23 protein-coding genes are annotated in these 19,937 nt (G+C 38.8%); 2 read left to right on the top strand and 21 right to left on the bottom strand.

The genetic code is table 11. The features are described 5' to 3' along the window. Positions 1-35: 35 nt before the first annotated feature. The 4 genes from GTH25_RS06355 to GTH25_RS06340 form a co-directional block, all read right to left on the bottom strand. Positions 36-3,392: a tape measure protein gene (locus GTH25_RS06355; RefSeq protein WP_164530429.1), complete on the bottom strand. Its 3,357-nt coding sequence runs from the start codon at positions 3,390-3,392 to the stop codon at positions 36-38. A 63-nt stretch (positions 3,393-3,455) separates the two neighbouring features. Next, entirely contained in the window at positions 3,456-3,836 is a 381-nt protein-coding gene (gene bamE / locus GTH25_RS06350) for an outer membrane protein assembly factor BamE domain-containing protein (protein WP_164530428.1), read from the bottom strand. Between the two features lie 139 nt (positions 3,837-3,975). Beyond that, positions 3,976-4,293: a hypothetical protein gene (locus GTH25_RS06345; protein ID WP_109850496.1), complete on the bottom strand. Its 318-nt coding sequence runs from the start codon at positions 4,291-4,293 to the stop codon at positions 3,976-3,978. A gap of 18 nt (positions 4,294-4,311) precedes the next feature. Next, complete coding sequence (locus tag GTH25_RS06340; protein WP_164530427.1) at positions 4,312-4,794, bottom strand: type VI secretion system-associated protein TagO; 483 nt, start codon at positions 4,792-4,794, stop codon at positions 4,312-4,314. 315 nt (positions 4,795-5,109) lie between these two features. Here GTH25_RS06340 and GTH25_RS06335 point away from each other — a divergent pair, with 315 nt between their 5' ends. Beyond that, positions 5,110-5,460: a Rap1a/Tai family immunity protein gene (locus GTH25_RS06335; protein ID WP_164530426.1), complete on the top strand. Its 351-nt coding sequence runs from the start codon at positions 5,110-5,112 to the stop codon at positions 5,458-5,460. Between the two features lie 73 nt (positions 5,461-5,533). On the opposite strand, the gene GTH25_RS06330 is transcribed toward GTH25_RS06335, so the two are convergent. Together GTH25_RS06330 and GTH25_RS06325 are read right to left on the bottom strand one after the other, a co-directional pair. Further along, entirely contained in the window at positions 5,534-6,679 is a 1,146-nt protein-coding gene (locus tag GTH25_RS06330) for an anti-phage protein (RefSeq protein WP_164530425.1), read from the bottom strand. After that, positions 6,680-7,882 carry a nucleoid-associated anti-phage protein gene (locus tag GTH25_RS06325; protein WP_164530424.1) on the bottom strand — a complete coding sequence of 401 codons (1,203 nt, stop codon included), beginning with the start codon at positions 7,880-7,882 and terminating at the stop codon, positions 6,680-6,682. Positions 7,883-8,232: 350 nt separating this feature from the next. Between GTH25_RS06325 and GTH25_RS06320 the strand changes: the two genes are divergently transcribed. After that, entirely contained in the window at positions 8,233-8,565 is a 333-nt protein-coding gene (locus GTH25_RS06320; protein ID WP_164530423.1) for a hypothetical protein, read from the top strand. Positions 8,566-8,641: 76 nt separating this feature from the next. Here GTH25_RS06320 and GTH25_RS06315 read toward each other — a convergent pair whose 3' ends face one another. The 15 genes from GTH25_RS06315 to GTH25_RS06245 form a co-directional block, all read right to left on the bottom strand. Then, entirely contained in the window at positions 8,642-9,571 is a 930-nt protein-coding gene (locus GTH25_RS06315; protein ID WP_164530422.1) for a phage exclusion protein Lit family protein, read from the bottom strand. A 76-nt stretch (positions 9,572-9,647) separates the two neighbouring features. After that, the gene (locus GTH25_RS06310) at positions 9,648-10,088 is read right to left on the bottom strand and encodes a hypothetical protein (RefSeq protein WP_164530421.1); all 441 of its coding nucleotides are present in this window, start codon (positions 10,086-10,088) and stop codon (positions 9,648-9,650) included. Between the two features lie 105 nt (positions 10,089-10,193). Next, entirely contained in the window at positions 10,194-10,886 is a 693-nt protein-coding gene (locus GTH25_RS06305) for a DUF6246 family protein (RefSeq protein ID WP_164530420.1), read from the bottom strand. Between the two features lie 49 nt (positions 10,887-10,935). After that, a complete protein-coding gene (locus GTH25_RS06300) occupies positions 10,936-11,691 on the bottom strand; it encodes an Ig-like domain-containing protein (protein ID WP_164530419.1) in 756 nt (251 codons plus the stop codon). A gap of 64 nt (positions 11,692-11,755) precedes the next feature. Next, a complete protein-coding gene (locus GTH25_RS06295; protein WP_164530418.1) occupies positions 11,756-12,127 on the bottom strand; it encodes a phage tail termination protein in 372 nt (123 codons plus the stop codon). Next, a complete protein-coding gene (locus GTH25_RS06290; RefSeq protein ID WP_164530417.1) occupies positions 12,124-12,492 on the bottom strand; it encodes an HK97 gp10 family phage protein in 369 nt (122 codons plus the stop codon). Before GTH25_RS06290 ends, GTH25_RS06295 begins: the two co-directional genes overlap by 4 nt. Before the next feature lie 2 nt (positions 12,493-12,494). Next, positions 12,495-12,836, bottom strand: coding sequence for a hypothetical protein (locus tag GTH25_RS06285; RefSeq protein WP_164530416.1), 342 nt, complete (start codon positions 12,834-12,836; stop codon positions 12,495-12,497). Position 12,837: 1 nt separating this feature from the next. Beyond that, positions 12,838-13,215, bottom strand: a complete 378-nt coding sequence (locus tag GTH25_RS06280; RefSeq protein WP_098943655.1) for a DUF7370 family protein — start codon at positions 13,213-13,215, stop codon at positions 12,838-12,840. Positions 13,216-13,257: 42 nt separating this feature from the next. Next, positions 13,258-14,208: a major capsid protein gene (locus tag GTH25_RS06275; protein ID WP_164530415.1), complete on the bottom strand. Its 951-nt coding sequence runs from the start codon at positions 14,206-14,208 to the stop codon at positions 13,258-13,260. Positions 14,209-14,213: 5 nt separating this feature from the next. After that, on the bottom strand, positions 14,214-14,900 hold the full coding sequence (locus tag GTH25_RS06270; protein ID WP_089503223.1) for a hypothetical protein: 687 nt from the start codon (positions 14,898-14,900) through the stop codon (positions 14,214-14,216). Positions 14,901-14,966: 66 nt separating this feature from the next. Continuing rightward, complete coding sequence (locus GTH25_RS06265) at positions 14,967-16,028, bottom strand: phage minor head protein (protein ID WP_109850503.1); 1,062 nt, start codon at positions 16,026-16,028, stop codon at positions 14,967-14,969. Between the two features lie 2 nt (positions 16,029-16,030). Beyond that, a complete protein-coding gene (locus GTH25_RS06260) occupies positions 16,031-17,413 on the bottom strand; it encodes a DUF4055 domain-containing protein (protein ID WP_164530414.1) in 1,383 nt (460 codons plus the stop codon). A 1-nt stretch (position 17,414) separates the two neighbouring features. Continuing rightward, a complete protein-coding gene (locus tag GTH25_RS06255; protein ID WP_164530413.1) occupies positions 17,415-18,899 on the bottom strand; it encodes a terminase large subunit in 1,485 nt (494 codons plus the stop codon). A 2-nt stretch (positions 18,900-18,901) separates the two neighbouring features. Beyond that, a complete protein-coding gene (locus GTH25_RS06250; RefSeq protein WP_202983526.1) occupies positions 18,902-19,504 on the bottom strand; it encodes a hypothetical protein in 603 nt (200 codons plus the stop codon). A gap of 85 nt (positions 19,505-19,589) precedes the next feature. After that, positions 19,590-19,754 carry a hypothetical protein gene (locus tag GTH25_RS06245; RefSeq protein WP_164530411.1) on the bottom strand — a complete coding sequence of 55 codons (165 nt, stop codon included), beginning with the start codon at positions 19,752-19,754 and terminating at the stop codon, positions 19,590-19,592. Positions 19,755-19,937: the final 183 nt, after the last annotated feature.

Here is a 19,937-nt window from a genome sequence, read left to right as displayed (position 1 = left end):
TACTCCAATAAAAAAGCCACCTATTTGGGTGGCCGTTACCAACTTCTTGATTTTTCCAAAGCACCACCGCTACGCATTTCGGTGCCAAGTACATCATAAACCGTACCTCTCACCATTTGCTGTATCTGCTGCGCTTCCTTTTGAGTGATACCATTCGGTGCCTGAACTTGGAATGTAAAGTACATATCCCCCATGCTGACACCGTTACCACCTTTACCCATTTGTCGATTGCTGATAACCCGCCCACTATCGCCTGGTATCATGTATTGATTACCATTCGATGCCTTGAATATCTCTGGCTTGCCACCTTCTCCAACCCGATACATTTTACCTGCACCGACCTGTCCTCCATTTTTACGAGCGCCAGCAAGCGCAATCATGGCCGGTATTGCTGCCGCCATTGCAGCCATTCCCCAAGTTGCAGCAGAACCCATTGTGGCAATACTGGTTGTTGCTGCGGCTGGAGCCATTGCAGTTGCGATTGCACCTCCAGTCGCCGTTGCGTCTGCAACCGCTTGAGCATTTGACGCTTTACGCATAGCATTTTCAGTAATCATATTCTTAACTTGCTGCATACCCATTTGAACCAGAGCACCAACGGCTTGGTCTACAATGGTTAATGCGACATTGCGGAAAGCATCGTTAAGGGATTGAGTGCCTGTTAATAGCCCTGTAATTACGTTAGCGGAACGTTGCCCTAATGCGTCCAACCCATCAGCTAAGAATTGATTAGCTTGACTCTGATTACGCCATATCTCCCATTGAGCATTCATGCGGTCTTGCTCATATTGAGTATTAGCGGCATTCATTAACTCCAAGCTTTGCTGCTCAGTTAAAACCTTTTGGTTTTCATACTCTTTTATGAGTGCAAGTTTACGATCGTGCTCATTCTTTAGTTGCTGAACAGGGTCTACTTGTGCTTTTAAATTATCTTGAGGAGATACAGCGTTATTAGCCCGTATTTCGGCTATTTTGTGCTGATATTCTGCTTCAATTTCAGCTTTACGCCTTGCCGCTTGCTCAGTAAGAGATACATCATCTTTTGTTATCCGCTCTAAATCTGCCAACTGTTTATCGTGAGATTCTTTAGCCTTAGCGACTAAATCAAGCTCAAGTGCGGCTTTCTTATCAGCTAGATTGCGCTCAATGTTGTATTTATCTTCTGCAAGTTTCTCAGCTAGTTTAATCTGTTCAGGAGATGCCTTGTCACCCAACGCCTTAACCGCATCATACTTAGCCATTTCAAGAGAGCCGCCTTTGTAACCTTTGTTTAAAAGCTCAATTTCTTCTCTCTGGCGTTTTAATGCTTCGTATGCTGCATCTGTGGCTTTGGTTGATTCCTTGGTTGTTTTGTTACGCTCAGCGGCTGCATCTTGAGCTTTTTGAGTTGCTATTGCTATTTGCTTTAGTTGATATATTTCCCTTTCGTCTGTTATCCCTTTATCTTCAATGTAAAAATCAACTTGCAATAATCTCTTATCAACTTCACTTTTGGCGTTAGCTAGCTTCATTTCACGCTCTAGTGATTTTCTTAAATCCATCCCCTCCTTAGACCATTCGAAAGATATTTTTTCACCATTAAACTCTTTCTTTTTTTGCAGCGCCCTATCAATAGAAAAACCATAAGAATCCCATCCCTTTGCGCCACTTGGTAGAACAGATATTTCCCTTTTTAGTAAATCAATTCCCTCTTTTAACTCACCATTAAGATCAGCTTGAATAAAAGATATGGTATTTTTTGTGCGACTGTAGTTATTTGACGCCTTTGTTGCGTTGTCAGTTGCAATTGCTAACTTATCTTGAGCATCGGCTAGCTGTTTTGTTATGGATTCATATTTACTTGTTCCAACTTTAGCTAAAGCCAAATCAGCCTCTAATTCTCTTACTTTTTCCGCAGCTTGCTTCATAGCGACAGTGGTGTTTAGAACTTCATTTTTTAACTCAGGGAGCGCTTCTTTTAACTTGGCAGATTCAGCCCTCTTTTGTTCCCTTGTCATGTTTTTCATTTCAGCAGTTAATTGATTTACTCCCTCTGCAAGTTTTACTGCTTCTTCTCTTGCTTCTTTTGCCTGCTGGTAGAAATACATGATCGCAGCACCCGCGGCCATTGCTATACCTGCTGGGCCACCAACAAAACCTAGAGCTTTATTAGCTAAACCGATAGATACAGAAGCGGCTCTTGCTGCTGCGGCTGAGTTAGCCATTGCTGCTGTCTGCGCTTGCGTTGCTTGCTTATGATTTATCGCCGCGGTTGTTGCGGCAGATCTAACGGCAATTAAATTTGCCAGCGCGGTTGCTTCTGCGTTTGTTCCTCTTGCGGCCGCAAATTCGGTTTTCGCTTTCTCAACTAACGCTCTGGCTGCTGCTAAATCTAAAGCGCTCTTTCTTGCCGTCATTATTGCATTGTGTTCAGCTACTCTAGCAGCTTGAAGGTTTGCTATCGCTTCTTGCCTTGCTGCAACTGCTGATTGCATTTTAGCTTTGATAGCCAACCCCATTGCGGCAATGTATCTACCGCCAACAACGGAGGCAACTAGACTAACCGCTAAAACCATTTCATCGAGACTCTTACTTGCAGTAATTACAGCATCGCTGAATACGTTAATAGATGCCTTTATTGTTGTATTCTCACCAAGGAACTTAGTTAAGTTATTCCCTGCTTCTTGAAATGCCTGCGACATTGTTCGAGTGGTTTTAGCGAACTCTTTACCAATAGCATCCCCCTGAGACAATAGCCCTTTTACAACAACATCAGTGGTCAACTTGCCTTCTGCTGCCATTTTACGAAGCTGACCTATACTTACTCCTAGTGAATCAGCCAATGCAACCATTAAGCGACTACCCTGTTCTGCTACTGAATTAAATTCTTCACCACGGAGAACACCAGAAGCGATACCCTGTGATAACTGAATAATGGCGTTTTCTGCTTCCTGCGCAGTAGCACCAGAGACAATAAATCCCTGATTAATAATCGTTGTTAATTTTGCCAAATCCGCCGCTGATGTATTGTATTCTCTCGTTCCTCGCTCTAATCGTGCATAGAGTGTTGCTGTGGCATCAAGACTAGATCGTGTTGCTTGAGAGATATCAAATACTCGTTGAGTTACATCAATAAGCGACTCGCTAGCACGAACTGAGTTAGATAGCTTATTGTTTAATTCAGTCCATGCCTCAGAATAACTAGCAACCATTGAAGCCGATAAATAACCAGTCAGAGCCGCTGCAACTTTAGATAGAGATTGCATTGAACGTTCAGTATTATTTACTGATTGAGACGTTCGGTTAAAACTACTATCCATACGATTAAGGCGTTGCTCTAGCTGACGTTGAGATGTTAGTAATTGTTGAACATCCATTTGAACTTGATAAACAATTTCGCCTACATTTGCCATTTACCGGCTCCTTAAAATGAAAAACCCCGCCGATTGGCAGGGTTGTGTAATCTTTAAAGTATTTTATTGTGATGATTTTATTGCGTTAGTGGTAGCTTCAATTGTTTTTTGTGATATCTCCAATGCATCATCAGAAAATGTTTGTTGCCCCCATTTAGTTACTTTACCTTCCTGAAAGGTCACAACTAGTCTATCCTGAGATAGCTGTTCGTTATCTACTGGAGTAAATCCATAATAAACTTTCCCCCAATACACCCATCTTTCTCTTTCGGTATTAACTTCTGTTCTTCTAGGATCACCAAGAACCGTTCTTACTTGCTCTTTATCCATCCCCAATGAAAGCATAGATGACTTCTGGTTATAGTCGATTTGCTTTTCTTGAGCACAACCAGAAATAACCAAGGCAGATAAAACCAAAAAAGAAGATAATAATAACCTTTTCACAACACCATCCTCGTTAGTTAATTTGTTATTAGTTTAGCTGCTTATAGTGCAAATTAAAGCAAACAAAAAAGCCTCATTGAGAGGCTTCGGAATATTTTACTTACTAGAAATAAAACCCAAAATAACGAACGCCCATTCATTACCTATCAAAAGTTTTTCCGTTGGTTGATTTTAAGTATGCGTATTCGCTATACGGTAATCTAATAATGATGTCGTCTTTATCAATTGAGTTTCCTAACATTCTCATTCTGCACAACAGACTTACTCCCCCAGTTTTCTGTATGCATAAACTATCTGGACTCTCAAAAAACCTCATATCACCCTTTTTCCAAATAACAACTGTTACACCATCTGGTATCGCACCTATTGGCTGTACTGTAAATATGGTTAATTTATTATAAGCAAAAATAGACAAGGAAATAGCTAGAATGGCAAGTATTACTAGTAGCTTTTTCATTACAAATTTTCTTCCTTTTTATTGTAACTTCCAGTTACAAGCGGATGATATTTCTTTTGCTATCGTATCTATATTTTCCAGATTAAATTCAGCTATTACTTGAGTTTTACCATACGGGCTATATCCAGAAACTAAACTCTTTTTACCTACTAAACTTTTAATTAATGATACAGGTTTTGGTGCAAATAATGATGTACCACCCTCTCCAACTCCCCATGACTGAGTTAAGGGTTTTTCTTTATCTATTCGCAGAGTCACCTTGGAATTATAACCACTACCAATATAGTCTCTCATTGATAAATAAGCCTCAGTCCTATCATTTTGGCAACGTAACACAAGTGATACATCTTGATCTGTTGCAGAAAGAATTGCGTAATAATCTATCTTATCTGTTAATTTATTTTCTTCCTTACTGACCAACCAATCGCCAACCTTTTGATGGTCAGCAGCAAAAACAGAACTAGAAAGTGATATTACAGAAATAAGTAAGATTTTTTTCATTATAAATATTCCTTGCGAGTAATAAATTAATCTTATGTTATGTATTATCTTTACCTTACTAAAGGTAAATTTACTTTTTATACCTATTTCCGTGATCCGTATCCCTAGTTATCACTAGTAGCGTCAATATCATCCTAGAAAATATACAAACAAAAAACCTCAATTAAGAAGCATAGTGAAACTATGGCAATAAAAAACATTTATGAGAGCTTATTGAGATAAATTAACTCTGCCTAATTGGTGTCGAAAAATAAAATAATATATTTTGTTTTTCTGTTAAAATATTAAAATATTACTTACTTTCCGAGATATTTAATGAAAAAATTTTTATTTCTTTTACTGTTTCCTATGCCACTTACTGCTCAAGTTTATCTTTGGGATGGAAATTCTGTGCACGAATATAACCAAGCAAGAGAGCGACTAATTAATGATACTATGCTAGATGCTAACGATATTGTTAAGTCAGGCATGTACTCAGGCTATATAGCAGGAACGCTTGACTTGGGTTCGGGTATTCTTTTCTGCCCTCCACGCAATGTTACGCTAAACCAAGCTATGGACGTTGCGGCTAAACACCTAAAGAATTCACCTGAGGCTCGTGACAAGCAAGCAAGTCATCTGGTAGTAGATTCTTTTATTAACGCATGGCCCTGCCAAAAAAAATAAGTTAATCGGATGAAAATCAGCCATGCTTGAGCAATAAAAACCCACCGGAGTGGGTTTAAAAGGAATAGGTATATTAAGGTGTAAACAACTTTATAATTAAGTAAACAGCACCTACACACAACATAATTACACCCATATCATTAATCTTTTCGATTCTTTTTTTAGCATTACCTATTTTTATTTTTATGTCTGAATCTATTCTAGATGCGGCATCTCGCACCTCAATACCTTCATCGAACTTAGAATACCTTTTAATTAGGTCATTTAAGCTATTTTTCAATGACTCATAAGAATCAAGCAGTATCTCATTTGAGATATAAGTGACCCTATATATCAAATATAGACCAATGAATATGAGAACTGAGTCGAAAAAACCACCTGATTTCGCCAACCCGCCGACTGCAATCAAAGCACCTGGAATAGCAAATGCTTTATTTTGACTAGATGAAACAAAATCATTAATTTTAGTTGTGTACTCAAGTTGTTTTTGCTCTAACTCTGACAGTATTTTGTTTACTGAAAATCTTTTTGTATATAATTCAAGTAGATTTTGATAACGAACATATATCTTATCCCCTGCTTCTATAACTGAAATTAAATTTTTGTTTTCATTATCTTTTATTAGTTCAAATATCGCAGTTCTCATTATTGACTCACGCTCAGTAGATTGAGCGTCATTTATATCTAAAACTTTAAGAATGTTATCAGCAGAAAGATTTGAGTCAATTTTATAGTTTATTTTTTTTACAAAATCTAAGCTCTCATTTATGGTTACAACCAGCTCTTTTCCGCCATCATCATTTGGCATATATAGAATACACTTATCATTAATAGTATGGTTTGAAACCTTTGTTACTATCGATTTCCATTTTAAAAACAAAGATATTGACAATGTTTCTTTTGACTCTTCTAATGATGATTGATTCCCTTTTAGAACATAAAAAAACTCCGGCACGCTACCTATTGAGCAAGATTTATAAAATAGCTTATCCATAGAAAGGAACAGGATAGATTCATCTGAAAACTCAGTACTAATGACAAATTCATTCTGGCTTTTTTCTGAAATTGAAGTGACACCATACTTATTTAACAAGAGCTCAAAATACTCAACGTTATCAAGAGGAGATTCAAAATTAATTATACAATGCCCCTTAACAACTGATGTAGATGAGCCTTTCATTATTTTTACAAAACTTTCAAACTCATCAACACTGAGCATTTATGCCCCCTTAATAATTTTCTCTATTTCTGTTATACCCGAATCTGTTAAACGAATAATCAAGCGAGAATTGGCTTTATCGTAAATTATTTTTTTATCTGATTTATTGCTGGAGCCGATAGTATTCACACTACAAGTCACTTCATACTCATCATCGTCATCTGAAATTTTTATTTCTCCAAATGGCTTTGATGATGTGTAGTGAGGTTCAAAATACTGATCAATGGTGTACTCGTTTATATCAACATACTGTTCAAATCTACCTGTTACATTCTGCATTTCAGGTATGCACTTCTCTATGATTCTCCCTACATCACTAACGGTCATTTTCTTGTCAAGGCTCTTAGCCTTAACATCAATAAAAGATTTTACTGATTCCCTTACCTTGATCCTTTGCTCTGTTGTGAGTAATAAATTGTTTGAGAATCCATCTACAGCTTTCAATAACTGATCTATACTTCGCTTGTTATCAATTTTAGGGTTACAACCAAGTGCTCTTTTAAAAAATTCACTTTTTGACATGCCCGTAATAAAGTGTAAATAAGGATCGCCATCATTATCTGGGTAACTTGACTTAAACAAAGTTAAATCAATTAATACAGCCTGTCTTAAAGCATCTAAATTTACAGATGGTATTTTTTTAGGCACAAGGTTCTCATTAAAATCAAAAACACCTTTCTTGTTTACCATTATAATCAATAGTCTACCATCACTACTATCATCTAAATCAACTTGATAATGGATAAAAACTAAAGCCCCTCCTGAAAGGGTAGATCTATCTTCATAAGCCTCCCTTTTCATCAACTTCATAATCCCTGTAACGAAATCAACAAATGAAAGGTCTTTATCTAAATATCGTGAAAATGTTTTTGGAGTGTTATGAGGCATCGCATCTTCTTTCATAACCCCATGGCTCTTTCTTTTAGCCATGAATCTTTTATCTGCACTGGATATAAACTGAACTACATCATCAGAATCCAAGCCCCATTCCTTACCTACCTCTACATTAATATCCCGCCCCTTATCCCCGGCAACAAAATCAAGAGTAGCTGTAACGGCATGAATAGCTTGATAATTGGACTTATTTTTTTCTTTTAATTTGGGGTCATAACCACAAGCGCAAAGTTCATTAGCATCATGCTGGTTTCCACATAATGGACACTCGATTAAATCATTTCCTTCACCATCAGCAACAACCGTCATTTTTCATTTTCCTAAAAATAAAAATTGCACTGATTTTATGACATAAATAAAATTTATACATCTGTGAATAAAAACACTGGTTTTATAAACACAAGCTATAAAAGTAACCACACAAGAATAACTGTATACAAATACAGTATATCTTGTTTTTTTAGTGGTTCAAGATAAGTCTTGTAAAGATTTTTTAGTTATTCGGATAACTTCGGACAAGGCTGGGATTGGCGCTTTCAGAAAACGAACAAAGAGAACCACATGAGTTTGTTATAACTATAAATATGCTCTGTATCTAAATATAAAAAATAAGTCTTGTTATCATAAGAAAACAATTAAATATCTATCAAGGTGGTAATATGTTGCAACTTATAACGTTTTCAGAAATGAATGGTACATATGCGTACAGAGTTGAGTTAGAAAAGGTTAGTAATGGTTTTGAATGGACGCTTTCTTATGTTCAGCATGGCCAAGGTACAATAATTGGTCAACCTTACTCAGCTTCATCTTTAAACGTTGCATTTGATGATGCAGTTAAGGCTCTTTTTTCTTATGTTCAAAGTAATAATCAGTCTTCAGCTATTCCTAATAAAATTCAGTATATGGTATCCAAAGGAATGATGAATGAAAACGACATAACATCCGTTCTGTTCGCCAACAACTTCAATCCTAAGGTTATTAGCTGTTACTAACATCACTTCACTCCGCTGACTATGAAATAATACTTGTCAGTTAAAATAAAAGGGCACGGATGCCCTTGTTTTATAACTATTTAGCATTTATAGCAAATTCATCAAGTTTATCTAATAAGTTAAACGATAGTGATTTGAGTGTTATTACATTTAATTCATTTACTTTAATGTTGAATACAAACAACACCATCAATAAAGATGTAGACAGATAGCAAGACGCATAATCATTATCAGCAATATCAAAAGAATTAAATAACGCCTTAACCCTTCTCGAAATTGATGGATGAGTTTCAGAACCAAGCCAATGACTTGGCGGAGTAATCATATATAATAATGAACATGATAACGCGATCGCCATCAGCCGTTTATTCTTAACTAAACTGTAATCATCACCTGATGAATTTGAATAATCCTTAATATTATCTATTATAAAATGCTTTGCAAAATCATCACACGCTAATTCCTCATCGTGATCAGTTAAATTTTCATTATCCTTTTTTATAGATAAATGCTTTAGCTCGTGCAAAATATTAAATGCCATACTCATACATGAAATATCAAAAAACATTTCTCCATTTACATCATTAGGTTTCTGCATATCTGGATGAGGTATATCAGAAACCCATTTCACATTATCAAATTTCTCAGCATCTAAAAGCTGTTTAACCAAATTGGCTCCATTAATAATTTTTTGTTTTATTGAATCACTATATAAATTAACTATATTCAATGGATGCCCCGTATTTTTGCAAGAAAATATCTTTTCATGCAAAACACTGAAAGATGTTTGCGCACAAAAACCAACAACCCAACACACTGTCATTGTTTTATGGTTGTACACTATTGAATCGAAAACTCCTGACTTAAGATCAAATCCATAATAATCATCAGACAGGATGACATTGACATTATTTTCTGACCATAGTAATTCAAACTCATCCTTTCTTTCTGGTACCGTTCCAATTACTGCATTCTTGAAAGCATCATTTGCGGTTATTTTATTCATAAAATCAATCCATTGTAAGTTAAGACATTCAGACAACAAAAAACCCGCCAGAGCGGGTATTCTATATTTTCTGCAATTAATAAATTAATATCAACTTCCTACCGTATGCAACAGCCATTGAAACAGATGACGCGACAACAGCAACCACATACCACGTGGTTGAATAACCGATAAAACCAACAATGAAAAAAAGTGGAGTAAGCATATCTAAGATGTATTGAATGAACAAAAGACCGATTTTCATATTTTTATGCTTTAATTCCACAAATGAAATAAACACATCAATACATTTTGATAAAATAAAAGATAAAATACTTACAATTAGAGATATAGCGGTATATTCACCAGCTCCATTGCCAATAACTTGAGTAATTATAAATGAACCCAATGGTACCGCCAACGTAATAATAAAAAACGCAATAAATATCAATTTTTTACTTGTGATTCCCTTACCTTCCGCAGTTGCCTTTCTTTTGCCGCTAGTCGGTCTCATTGCATCACTATTTAAATTACACATACCACACCAAAAATAGTTTAATTTTATTTATTAAACCACCATCTATCACATATTCAAATATTCAATTTAACTATAAAAGCTATATTTTGATGCTTATCACAATAGTTATACTTTCTTTCTACTCACCAATCGACGTTTACCGCTAATCAGCTCATTATTACGCTTATCATCTTGCTTCATGATGTTGTCATATTCTTCTTTGGTGAAGCCTTTCTCATCGGGATATTTAGCTTTGAGCATCATCTGAAATTCAGTCATGGTTAACTGCTCTGCTTCATCACGATTCATTCCAAAATGAGCACGAGCAGAACTAATGTAGTCAATTGCCATGAACTCATCTGAGAATTCATTTTTGCCTTCATTGCGTTGAAGTTTGCGTATCTTCGCTTTGCCGATAATTCCATGAGTGAATAACTCTCTGGCAATAACAATAATGTCAGCGATTGGCATCTTGCCGTTTTTATAGACGATACCGCGCTTACCTGATTTCCATTCGCCAATTATTTCAGAACAATCATCATCACAGCACGCCTGCATAACCATCATTGCAGACTGTAGAATATTTCGGCCATATGTTGGCTTGCCAATGGTCTTTATTAACCACTCAGGAATAACCCTGTAATTCATTACGGCACGAGTAATTAAATCTTGTACCTCTGTGCCATTTAATTGACCGTATGCGATCACAATCTGTTTAGGCTCACCAACTCTTGTCATATTGATGAACGATGGTCTAAATAAGTAATCCTTTTTATCAGTAGAGATAACCATCTCACCGATTTCTAAAATAGGCGTCATAATCCCTCCTGAATATTATCAAGGGCACTCGAAAGCACCCTTTGTAATATTAAGCAACGGTAACAGTGACCACGCATTTGGCTGTTTTACTACCATCTTCGGATGTGACAGTAACGTTTGCAGTACCTTCGGCAACGCCACGCGCAGTGACCACATTCACAAGCTGAGTAACTGTTGCAAAGTTCGGCTTATCGCTTACGGCAGTGTAGTTTTTGTTCGTCGCATCGGTTGGTGTAAATTTGACAGTAAATGTTTTGGTTTCACCCACTTTTACGGACAGGGAGGATGGCTCAACAGCAATGCTTTCAACAACGATTTCTTCTTGTAACCATTCAACCGTTTCTGCATCAGCAACTTTCAACTCACCAGAGTAAGTGGAGATTTCTTTTGTTGGAAACTCCATTGACCAAGATGTGAAAGCCATATAGCCCTGAATAACATCAGAACCATCGCCTTTCATATCAAGTTGAACCCAATATGTTGGCTGGCGACTTGCTTTGATTTCATCAAGGATTTCTTTAGCAATATCAAATGCGGAAGTAGAACCGGTTACACCAGCTTTCTTTAACTCACCATCAAAACTAATGGTAAAGTCAGCGCCAGTAACAATTGATTCAGTTAAGCCTTTAGTGTCATCAGCATTAGATGTCACTGTCTCCATACCGAAATCGAATGACTTGCTTGTTAGTGCGCCTAAGCGCAGGAATTGATCTTGTGCTGGTACCTGGTCAGGACAGCCTTTTGCAATGCGCAGAATACCTGCGTTACCCATCACTAGACCTTTATCATCAGGGCATTGTGCCATGTTATAACCTCTTTATTTGCAAATAAAAAAGGCCGCATGAGCGACCTGTTGAGATGTGTTTAATTTAAGATGTACAACGGAAAGAAAGCGGAATGATAAACCTACCTTCTGTCGTTTGAATTGGATTAACAAAACCAGATGTATTGATAATAAAGCCAATGTTATGGCTTCTAGAGTGACACCTTACATACTCTAGTATTTCGTTAGCTCTCTGAACAATAAACTCAATCCACGCCTTGCCAGATATGAGTGAAACGGTAAAGAAATCATTACCACTTAGATCATCAATACGTCCAGTTCCATTGGGTTGCTGAAATACGATGTATGAATCTGAATCATTACCTTCTTTTTCATTCCAAATATAATCCTGCTGAATGAAGCCATCTGATAATCCTGATTCAGAAAAATAGTTTTTCAGTCTCTCAAAGGTCGTCATATTTTAAACTCCTCAGCGACAGCCTTATCAATCATTTGTTTCGTTTCCTCAAATCCTTTCAGGAGGAATTCTTTCTTAGCGGTAGGTCTACGGAAACTTTGATTAACATTAGGATCATGAACGAAAACAGCATATGAAGCAGAATAACCAACGCGACCAGTAAATAGTGTGCCTTTTACTTTTACATCTCTAAATTGTGAGTTAATGAGCATTTTAGTGTCAATGGGTGTGTATATAGCAGCTTGCCTACCACCAATATCTAGCGCTCTATGCATGGCTCGAGCTATCTTTTTTGATGCTATACTTCCAACCAGAGAGTTTAAGTTAGATATCGCATTACCTATTCCTTTTACTTTTGCCCCCATAGTTACACCGCCGTTGTTAGTGTGTAATCATCTAGGCCGCCATTAATATCTCGGTCTCTATCGATAGACTTAATCCTACTAGCACCATGCAAAAATGGATCTCTATCTTCATATTTGCCAATGGCGATATAGTCTTCTTGAGTTGCTTCGCTATACTCAGTCCAAATAACATTCTTAATAATTATTTCAGTGCCAATGGTTTTTCTACCATCTTTAAAACTACTTCCGTAATCACATCGGATGTGAATTGGCTCTGAAAATATGGGTTTACCGTAACCATCTTTACCTGTAATTTTCCAAATGGTTGCCCACCCCTTGCAAAATCGTCGCAGGATTTTCCCCATATCACCCTCGAACCACATCAAACTGAACAATGCCAACAGGTCGTTCAATAGGTAAGCTATCGGTACATCCAGAGGGGTCCAGAGAAGACAGCGTTTTTAACAATGTTTTTCTACCATCAGCAAAATACTGATATGAAACAGAAGCGCCAGAAGGTGCGTGTTCTGAGGATATTTTTCTAACATCAGCAGATGATAATATGAGGATAACCGAATACAGCTTAATTAAAGTAACAACTGCATCTGAATATCCTGCGTTATCAAGGCAAGTATCAATAGTATCCACAATAGATATGGCAGAGCTTATAACAAGGCTTGTTGCCTCAAACCCCATCACCTCTAATTGCTCATTAACTTGCTCAACCGTAATCACAATAGACATGATCACTCCTCATGGATAAATAAGGGGCTACTGCCCCTCGCATTACCCACCAATACTAGTATTCTTGCCAAATGAAACCATAACGCCAGCGGTATCTTTAATATCAGTAGCAATCTGCTTCCAATTAGCTACCGTTTCAATCTGTGTGTTAGTGGGTGATTTGATACTATCTTTACCCCACTGATAACCACGCAGACCAATAGTAAAGTCATACTCACCTTGCATTAGTGCCTTAATATTTTCTTGGCCTAACACATCCTGAGCCTTCATGATCAATGGCGATGTTTGAATCGCTGCGGCGCCAGTAACCAAACCTAACGAATGCTGTTTGTCTGCATCTGACAAAGCGGGAATATCAGAGATAACAAAACGACGACCAAGGTTATCTTGTTTAATGGCGACGTTACCAATTTGGAACAGGTTATTCGCGTTGGTTAGTGTCTCATCCATAAAGTCGTTGAACGTTGCACCATCCATTAACCAAGCGACAATGCGTGAATAAGCATCGCCGAATGGACGTGTGGCCTTATTCAAACCTCTTAATGATGGCGTTTCTCCGCCAACAGTAACTGCCGTTGTATTACCAGAAATAGCTGCTTTCAATGCTGCACCAGCAGTATTAAGATAATCTTGCAACATGGCTTCTGCTGATTGAGCAGCAACTACCGCGGCCGCTTCTGACACATCTTTACCTAGTCGCTTCATCATCGTTGGGGTAACAGATACAGGACCAATACGACCATCAACCTTAATCATACGGTCAAGGATTTGACCCAATTCTTGCGGCGTTAGATTGCCTGAACCATAAGCGTTACGTCGCTGAGCCAGCCCGCCAAGTAACTGCCATGATGTTTGCTCAATGTAGTCACCGATATGATCACCATCACCGATAACTAAAGCGCCGCCAGATGCTTCGTTAAACTGACGGACAGCTTGAGCAACTAATTCTGTTGCTGCTAGCGATACTTGTTTTTGAAAAATATGTAAAGACATATAAATTAATCCTCTGGGATATTAGCAATGATTTCACGTGCGCTATCAACTAATGGATTTGCGCTTTTGGGTTTATCACTGCCTCCGGCTGGTGATTTCCCTTTGCCGCCTTCCCCTCCGGTTCCGGTGGCTTTGCTACCGATAATTACCGGAGCAAATAACTGGTTATTACGAAATTCTTTTTCTAAATCATCAATAGTGAATGCTGAAGGATGCCCATTAGCGTCAACTACTCGCGTTTTACCGTCCTCTACTGATAATCGAGATTTAATGTGCGGGATAATTAACGGCGCAGCATCACCCGCAAGCTTTGTAGCCAACGTTTGTGCGACGTTATCAACCAATAGTGTGTGTAGGCTCGCGTCTTTTTCCTGTAGCTGTGCTAATAGCTCACTTTCACGCGCCTTTAACTTTTCAGCCCAACTTTTTTCTAGTGATTCAATATCACCATTTTTACGAGCCTGCTCTTCAGCCGCTTTCTTCGCTGCATCTTCGGCTTGTCGGCGCTTTTCTTGCTCTGCTTTTTTCTCAGAAAGTAATTCATCAACCTTCTTTTGAAGCCCTGACACATCTGGAATTTCTGGCATACCTTCGATTTGAAGTTGGTAATTTCCACCGACTTCTTTATACAAAACCTTTTTATCATCAGTTAATGCATCAAATTCTTCTTTTGTTAATAGGTATTTAAACATCGTAAAACCTCTGGTTTAGATGGTGCAGTCTCAAACTGCGAATAATAAAAAACCCACCGAAGTGGGTCATTTGAGGTCGATACCTGCTTTATTAAAAGCTTCAGGTATGATCCGTTGAAGTTCCTTAAGCGTTATTGGCTTAAAGTATTTATCGAGCTGTAACTTTGCGAATTTATCAGGCGGTAATCCACCATCACGAAACAACTGAGCCCTAGTCTTACCTAATACAATGTCCTGCCTGTTCGCTGGCTGGCGATAAAGCCACTCGTAATAAGACTCTTCACCCCATTCAGAATTACCAACATAATCTGTTGTAATTAAGTTTATGTATTTCTCATCTAAAACTGGAAGTAATCGACTACGGCAATTAGGATGAAGAGGAGGTTTGGGGCCTTCTCCTAGTGGATAGCGATTACCGGATAATGATCTACATACTGATGATGTTTTATTGTCCAGTATTGCGCTGAACTCTTCATACTTAATCAGATCAGGATTCTCTTTGTAGAAATCCATTGCCCCTATACTGTGTGCATGCTGTAAAGAGGTTCTGGATATCATCTGAAAGCCCCTAGCAATCCTACCGACTACCGACGATGCGATGATTAGAGGTTCAACTGACGTCCCGTTAATCGTTGATTGCAGATCAGACACATCACCACCAGATGATAGTGATATCAGTGCCTGATTTTCTACCTGTTGAATGGATGTATCAGCCCAAGATTCAATAAACTTTTCTAGGAATAACGAACCACTCCATCCCGTCAGGTTCATGGGGATGTTTTGTACATCTTTACGCACTTTCTCATAATTGGCAGGTTTAATACCTTCTAGAAGTGAGTTAAAACCTCGATATTCGGCATCTGCCATAACAATGGCAACACTGATGGCTTCATCAAGCAATTTTCCAGAATGACTAGAGAGAACTGGCTTTAGTGATTTTTTTAATGCAAGCGCGATTGATTTTGCTTTACTTATAGAGGAAATATCACCTGAGAAGGTAGACAGCGCAGATGCCACAGTGGCACGAATATCCAACACTAAATCACGAGTATCTGCTGTTGATGACTTCAACCTTTCCAGCATGACCTGTATCATTAATGCGTTGTCAAGGATGATGCTCGGTTGCATAGTCACACTCCCAACATATTTGCCCCTCTCGTTAATTCCAATTCATCAACAACATCCTCAGCCCTCTCGTCTTGAGAAATGATATTGATACTTTGCAAGTACTTAACAAAATCAATCAATCGCATAGTTCCTGATTGCAACGCAGCCAATAACGCTGTAATCGTTGGTGAATCTAACTTAGCGATATCATAAACTTTATTCAGTTGTATTGACGCTTCGCCACCACCCGCAAACTGGATACAAAAATCAAGTGCTCGGTTAAATGCTTGCTCAACATTACCCGCACACAATGACAGCACTGAATTATCTGTTTGTGCCTCATCCTGTGCCTGTGTAGCTGTTCTTGCTGACGTTCCTCGTTCAACTAACTTAGCGCCTAGCATTGCCATTTGCTTCTCTCTACGTTCAGCTAAGGTGATTTGAATATTTCTATCTTCAGGCTGTGCAAACTTCATATCACCACCTTGTGGTAGCAATACCCCTTTACGGGAGCCAACAGTAAATCCATCAGACATATGTTTCTCAACCCAGTCATCTGTAAGACCTGTTAATGCAACCATTGGTTGACCGACAGTATGTGCCGATTCTGCTATATCAGCCTCAGCCTGATAATGTTTGATATTCACGTATGCTATATCAGCAAGAGGTGGAGAATCAGGAGTGTGATCATTATTCATTGAGCCAATCCATGACCATGGCAACTCATTTAATGGACTGCCAATCGCATCACTCAATACAACCCAATCTGTAACCTTTATGTCTCCATCTTCATACCAACGACGAGAATGAGCTACATCATTAATAAGCCTTAATTCAATCCAGCTATTCTGCATTTGCAGTTCAAAATCATCTGTATCTACTGGCTCTTGATATTTGAGGACAACGAGGGATGTTTTCCCATTCGTTACACGCCAGTTGATGATTTCTTTTGCTGTGAACAATCGAACATAAGGGCGTCCCTTATTAGCTTCTGACTGAATCCCTGCTCCGCTAAAATCACTTAATAGACCAGCTCGACCACGCTGTAAGTTTTGCGATAACGCATCCCTTATCATTTGGGTTAGTGGCTGGCCTTGACCGTCTATGTCAGTTTCTAAATACTCGACACCACAGCTAACACTAATCTTTACTGGCTTACTGAAAGCAATACCAAGTAAACCACTAAGTGTCCTACCCGTGGCATTCAGAAAGGATGCTCTAGCTAAATAGCGCTTATAACGCTCATTACCCTTATCATCTTCATCTTTGTTATCTGCCGGATGAGGGAGGTATTTCTCTTTCTTGCTTTTAACAACTCGTTCGCCATCAACACAATCGCCAATCATGTCCCATTCAGGCAAAAACTCATTGTAAGCTGGATGCTTATAATCAACGTTTGTATTCATGTTAGTTCCAGTTAAATTCTATTTTCTTAGTCAACCGTTTAGTATTTCTTCGGCTCACTGCAAAATATCTAAATCCATCAGCATCATGAGATGTGTAATCATGAAGCAGTTTATCTTTCCAACATCCGCGTTTGTCATCCCACTCTTTGCGATATCCCTCAAGATGCGTGATGCCTTCACTACATTTGTGCTCATCGAACATGCAAAGTGGTAGGATTTCACGCACAGCCTCAATGCCTTCATCAATGGAAAGCTTCGGCACTACGTCAAATCGAATTGAGTAAATTTGTCCATCGATTTCGTACCCTTCACGCGCTAATTCACGCCGAGATTTCGCATCAGAACCAAACTCACGGTTATCGATATCATGAGGGCCATTGTGACTTGCATATGTGTAGCCTTTGTCTTTCAGCACTTTCATGTAGTGTCGCAGGCCTTCACCACTATTTGAGTAATGGTCTATGATGTGGAACTCTTCGCCCACTTCACGGATAAACCAGATTGATGTTGAGTCACCCACACCGATATCCCAGTACGTATGAACCGGTAGATGCGAGTTATCAGGAAGTGTACCAATGCGTTTATTTTCGTACAGAAAGCGGAATTGCTTGGCGTAGTAAGCACCTTCAACAGATTGCTGAAATGCTTCAGACGGTATTGACGGATATTCCCGCTTCATATCGTCGCCAAGTGTTTTCTCTTTGGCGTAATACCATGCTTTCTGGCGCTCGTTTAATTGAACGCCGTGCTTACTTGATATCTCATCGAAGTAATCAACTAACCGCTGTGGTAATTGATCAACAGGGTCAATCGCATACTCTGGATTCTTCCACCATGAGAAGAAAAAGAATTTCCAGTCTAGGTTAGAAAGAGTCTTGCCCTGAATTTGTGCTTTCTCAGCAGACTGGCAGTAATCATAAAAATAACCTGCTCTACCTTCCGCTGTGCTTTCAATCGTCGTAAAACAATTGCTTGATACCGCTTCAAATGCACCAGTGACAATTTCACGAGCCTTCTCTGGATACTTAGCGCATATCTTGCCGAACTCAGAAACGTGCAAATATCGGAGTGTGCCGCCACGAAATGATGTACTGATATAAAGTGACCCGCCTTTGCTAAACACCAATTCACCAGACGCATCATTACTCGCGGGATTTGCAGCCTTAATTTCATCAGGTAGTTTTTCGTAAGCGTATTTTATCTTTTCCCTGAATAGTCGCTTAGCATCGTTTAGCGTGTGGGCTATCAATGCACATTTGGCTGCCTCAAATAGAGCCGCGTCTAGTTGGATAATGCAGACCTCAGTCGTGAAGCCAAGCTGACGTGCTTTAAGGATAATGTTTCGCGTGTGCATTCCTTCGAAGTATTCAAGCTGCTCAGGCGTCATTTTAAATCGAACTGGTTTACCTTCTTTATTGGTTATCCAGTAGAGATGGTTCAATCGCCAGAGCTTATCTCTTAATAATGCAAGATGTTCTGGCTTCATGATTATTCCTTAGATAGGTCGTCCATTAAATCTGATAGTTGGCTAGCCGTCTTATTCGGCTGAACGTCATCAAGGCCATATGCCTGACGCTCAAGTCCAATTAAGTTCTTAAGTGTTTCACTAAGTGCTTTTGCTGATTTAACACGCTCAGGCAGGGAGATAATTGAGTGATAAATTTCATTGAGTTTGTCGCGACCGTTATCGTCAGGATTAAACATCAGGTCGCCCAACTTACTCAAGGCAGGCACATCTGCGCACTCTGTACTCAGCTCATCAAACAAGACGTTAGCCAGTTCTCGCGCTCGCCGTATATCGCCCCTGTGTTCCATACGAACATTAGCAATAACCTCAGCCGTAGCCTCAATAAGTACGCGCTCAGATAATGTTGTTTCTGTGCGTACCTGCTTGCGTACTTCTTCTTTGCGTACCAAATCATCAGCACGAGATTTTATCTTTGCGTTAAGATCTCTCGACCAATCATCTTTCTTAGCTCTCTTGCGTATAGCCCCTTCAGATATGCCATGCTGTGAAGCTATTTCTCGGAGTGACATCACGCCAGCTCGGTAAACCGACTCGATGGCCTCCCAATCTGGTCTTTTAGCCATATTCATATCCTCAATAACAAATTAAAAAACTCACCGTAGTGAGCTTTGTGATTTGCAATAAAAAACCCGCCGGAGCGGGCTATTGTTAGATAGCAACTCCTCGTCGCCTTAACTCATCAATGATTGCATCAATAGCATCATGGATTACGTCAGTATTGTAGTAAATTGACAAGCCTGATTGATAAATGGTTTCCAGTAACTTGAAGTTATGCTTAAGATTGTTGATCAGCTGATCGGTTGTTTTAGACATTAGAATTCTCCTGTGTCTTTTATAGAGCTTAATTGCTCACCTTTATTTATCCTCACAGGCCTGAAGAATGCCCAAAACACGCTATTTTTGGTCTAATTTATTTTGTATTCTATTTTTGCGCTACCGATTATCCTATTGGTCACATGAGGCTCTTTAGTGGTCATTATGCCTTTGTATGTTGAG

This window comes from Proteus terrae subsp. cibarius, assembly GCF_011045835.1.
Classification (GTDB): Bacteria; Pseudomonadota; Gammaproteobacteria; order Enterobacterales; family Enterobacteriaceae; genus Proteus; species Proteus cibarius.
Note: the sequence above shows the minus strand (reverse complement) of the source record. Positions and strands in the feature narration are given on the sequence as shown.

Excerpts from the sequence above, each read along its gene's own strand:
- GTH25_RS06355 (WP_164530429.1), bottom strand. The coding sequence starts at position 3,392 with ATGGCAAATGTAGGCGAAATTGTTTATCAAGTTCAAATGGATGTTCAA.
- GTH25_RS06345 (WP_109850496.1), bottom strand. The coding sequence starts at position 4,293 with ATGAAAAAGCTACTAGTAATACTTGCCATTCTAGCTATTTCCTTGTCT.
- GTH25_RS06340 (WP_164530427.1), bottom strand. The coding sequence starts at position 4,794 with ATGAAAAAAATCTTACTTATTTCTGTAATATCACTTTCTAGTTCTGTT.
- GTH25_RS06335 (WP_164530426.1), top strand. The coding sequence starts at position 5,110 with ATGAAAAAATTTTTATTTCTTTTACTGTTTCCTATGCCACTTACTGCT.
- GTH25_RS06330 (WP_164530425.1), bottom strand. The coding sequence starts at position 6,679 with ATGCTCAGTGTTGATGAGTTTGAAAGTTTTGTAAAAATAATGAAAGGC.
- GTH25_RS06325 (WP_164530424.1), bottom strand. The coding sequence starts at position 7,882 with ATGACGGTTGTTGCTGATGGTGAAGGAAATGATTTAATCGAGTGTCCA.
- GTH25_RS06320 (WP_164530423.1), top strand. The coding sequence starts at position 8,233 with ATGTTGCAACTTATAACGTTTTCAGAAATGAATGGTACATATGCGTAC.
- GTH25_RS06315 (WP_164530422.1), bottom strand. The coding sequence starts at position 9,571 with ATGAATAAAATAACCGCAAATGATGCTTTCAAGAATGCAGTAATTGGA.
- GTH25_RS06310 (WP_164530421.1), bottom strand. The coding sequence starts at position 10,088 with ATGTGTAATTTAAATAGTGATGCAATGAGACCGACTAGCGGCAAAAGA.
- GTH25_RS06305 (WP_164530420.1), bottom strand. The coding sequence starts at position 10,886 with ATGACGCCTATTTTAGAAATCGGTGAGATGGTTATCTCTACTGATAAA.
- GTH25_RS06300 (WP_164530419.1), bottom strand. The coding sequence starts at position 11,691 with ATGGCACAATGCCCTGATGATAAAGGTCTAGTGATGGGTAACGCAGGT.
- GTH25_RS06295 (WP_164530418.1), bottom strand. The coding sequence starts at position 12,127 with ATGACGACCTTTGAGAGACTGAAAAACTATTTTTCTGAATCAGGATTA.
- GTH25_RS06290 (WP_164530417.1), bottom strand. The coding sequence starts at position 12,492 with ATGGGGGCAAAAGTAAAAGGAATAGGTAATGCGATATCTAACTTAAAC.
- GTH25_RS06285 (WP_164530416.1), bottom strand. The coding sequence starts at position 12,836 with ATGGGGAAAATCCTGCGACGATTTTGCAAGGGGTGGGCAACCATTTGG.
- GTH25_RS06280 (WP_098943655.1), bottom strand. The coding sequence starts at position 13,215 with ATGTCTATTGTGATTACGGTTGAGCAAGTTAATGAGCAATTAGAGGTG.
- GTH25_RS06275 (WP_164530415.1), bottom strand. The coding sequence starts at position 14,208 with ATGTCTTTACATATTTTTCAAAAACAAGTATCGCTAGCAGCAACAGAA.
- GTH25_RS06270 (WP_089503223.1), bottom strand. The coding sequence starts at position 14,900 with ATGTTTAAATACCTATTAACAAAAGAAGAATTTGATGCATTAACTGAT.
- GTH25_RS06265 (WP_109850503.1), bottom strand. The coding sequence starts at position 16,028 with ATGCAACCGAGCATCATCCTTGACAACGCATTAATGATACAGGTCATG.
- GTH25_RS06260 (WP_164530414.1), bottom strand. The coding sequence starts at position 17,413 with ATGAATACAAACGTTGATTATAAGCATCCAGCTTACAATGAGTTTTTG.
- GTH25_RS06255 (WP_164530413.1), bottom strand. The coding sequence starts at position 18,899 with ATGAAGCCAGAACATCTTGCATTATTAAGAGATAAGCTCTGGCGATTG.
- GTH25_RS06250 (WP_202983526.1), bottom strand. The coding sequence starts at position 19,504 with ATGGCTAAAAGACCAGATTGGGAGGCCATCGAGTCGGTTTACCGAGCT.
- GTH25_RS06245 (WP_164530411.1), bottom strand. The coding sequence starts at position 19,754 with ATGTCTAAAACAACCGATCAGCTGATCAACAATCTTAAGCATAACTTC.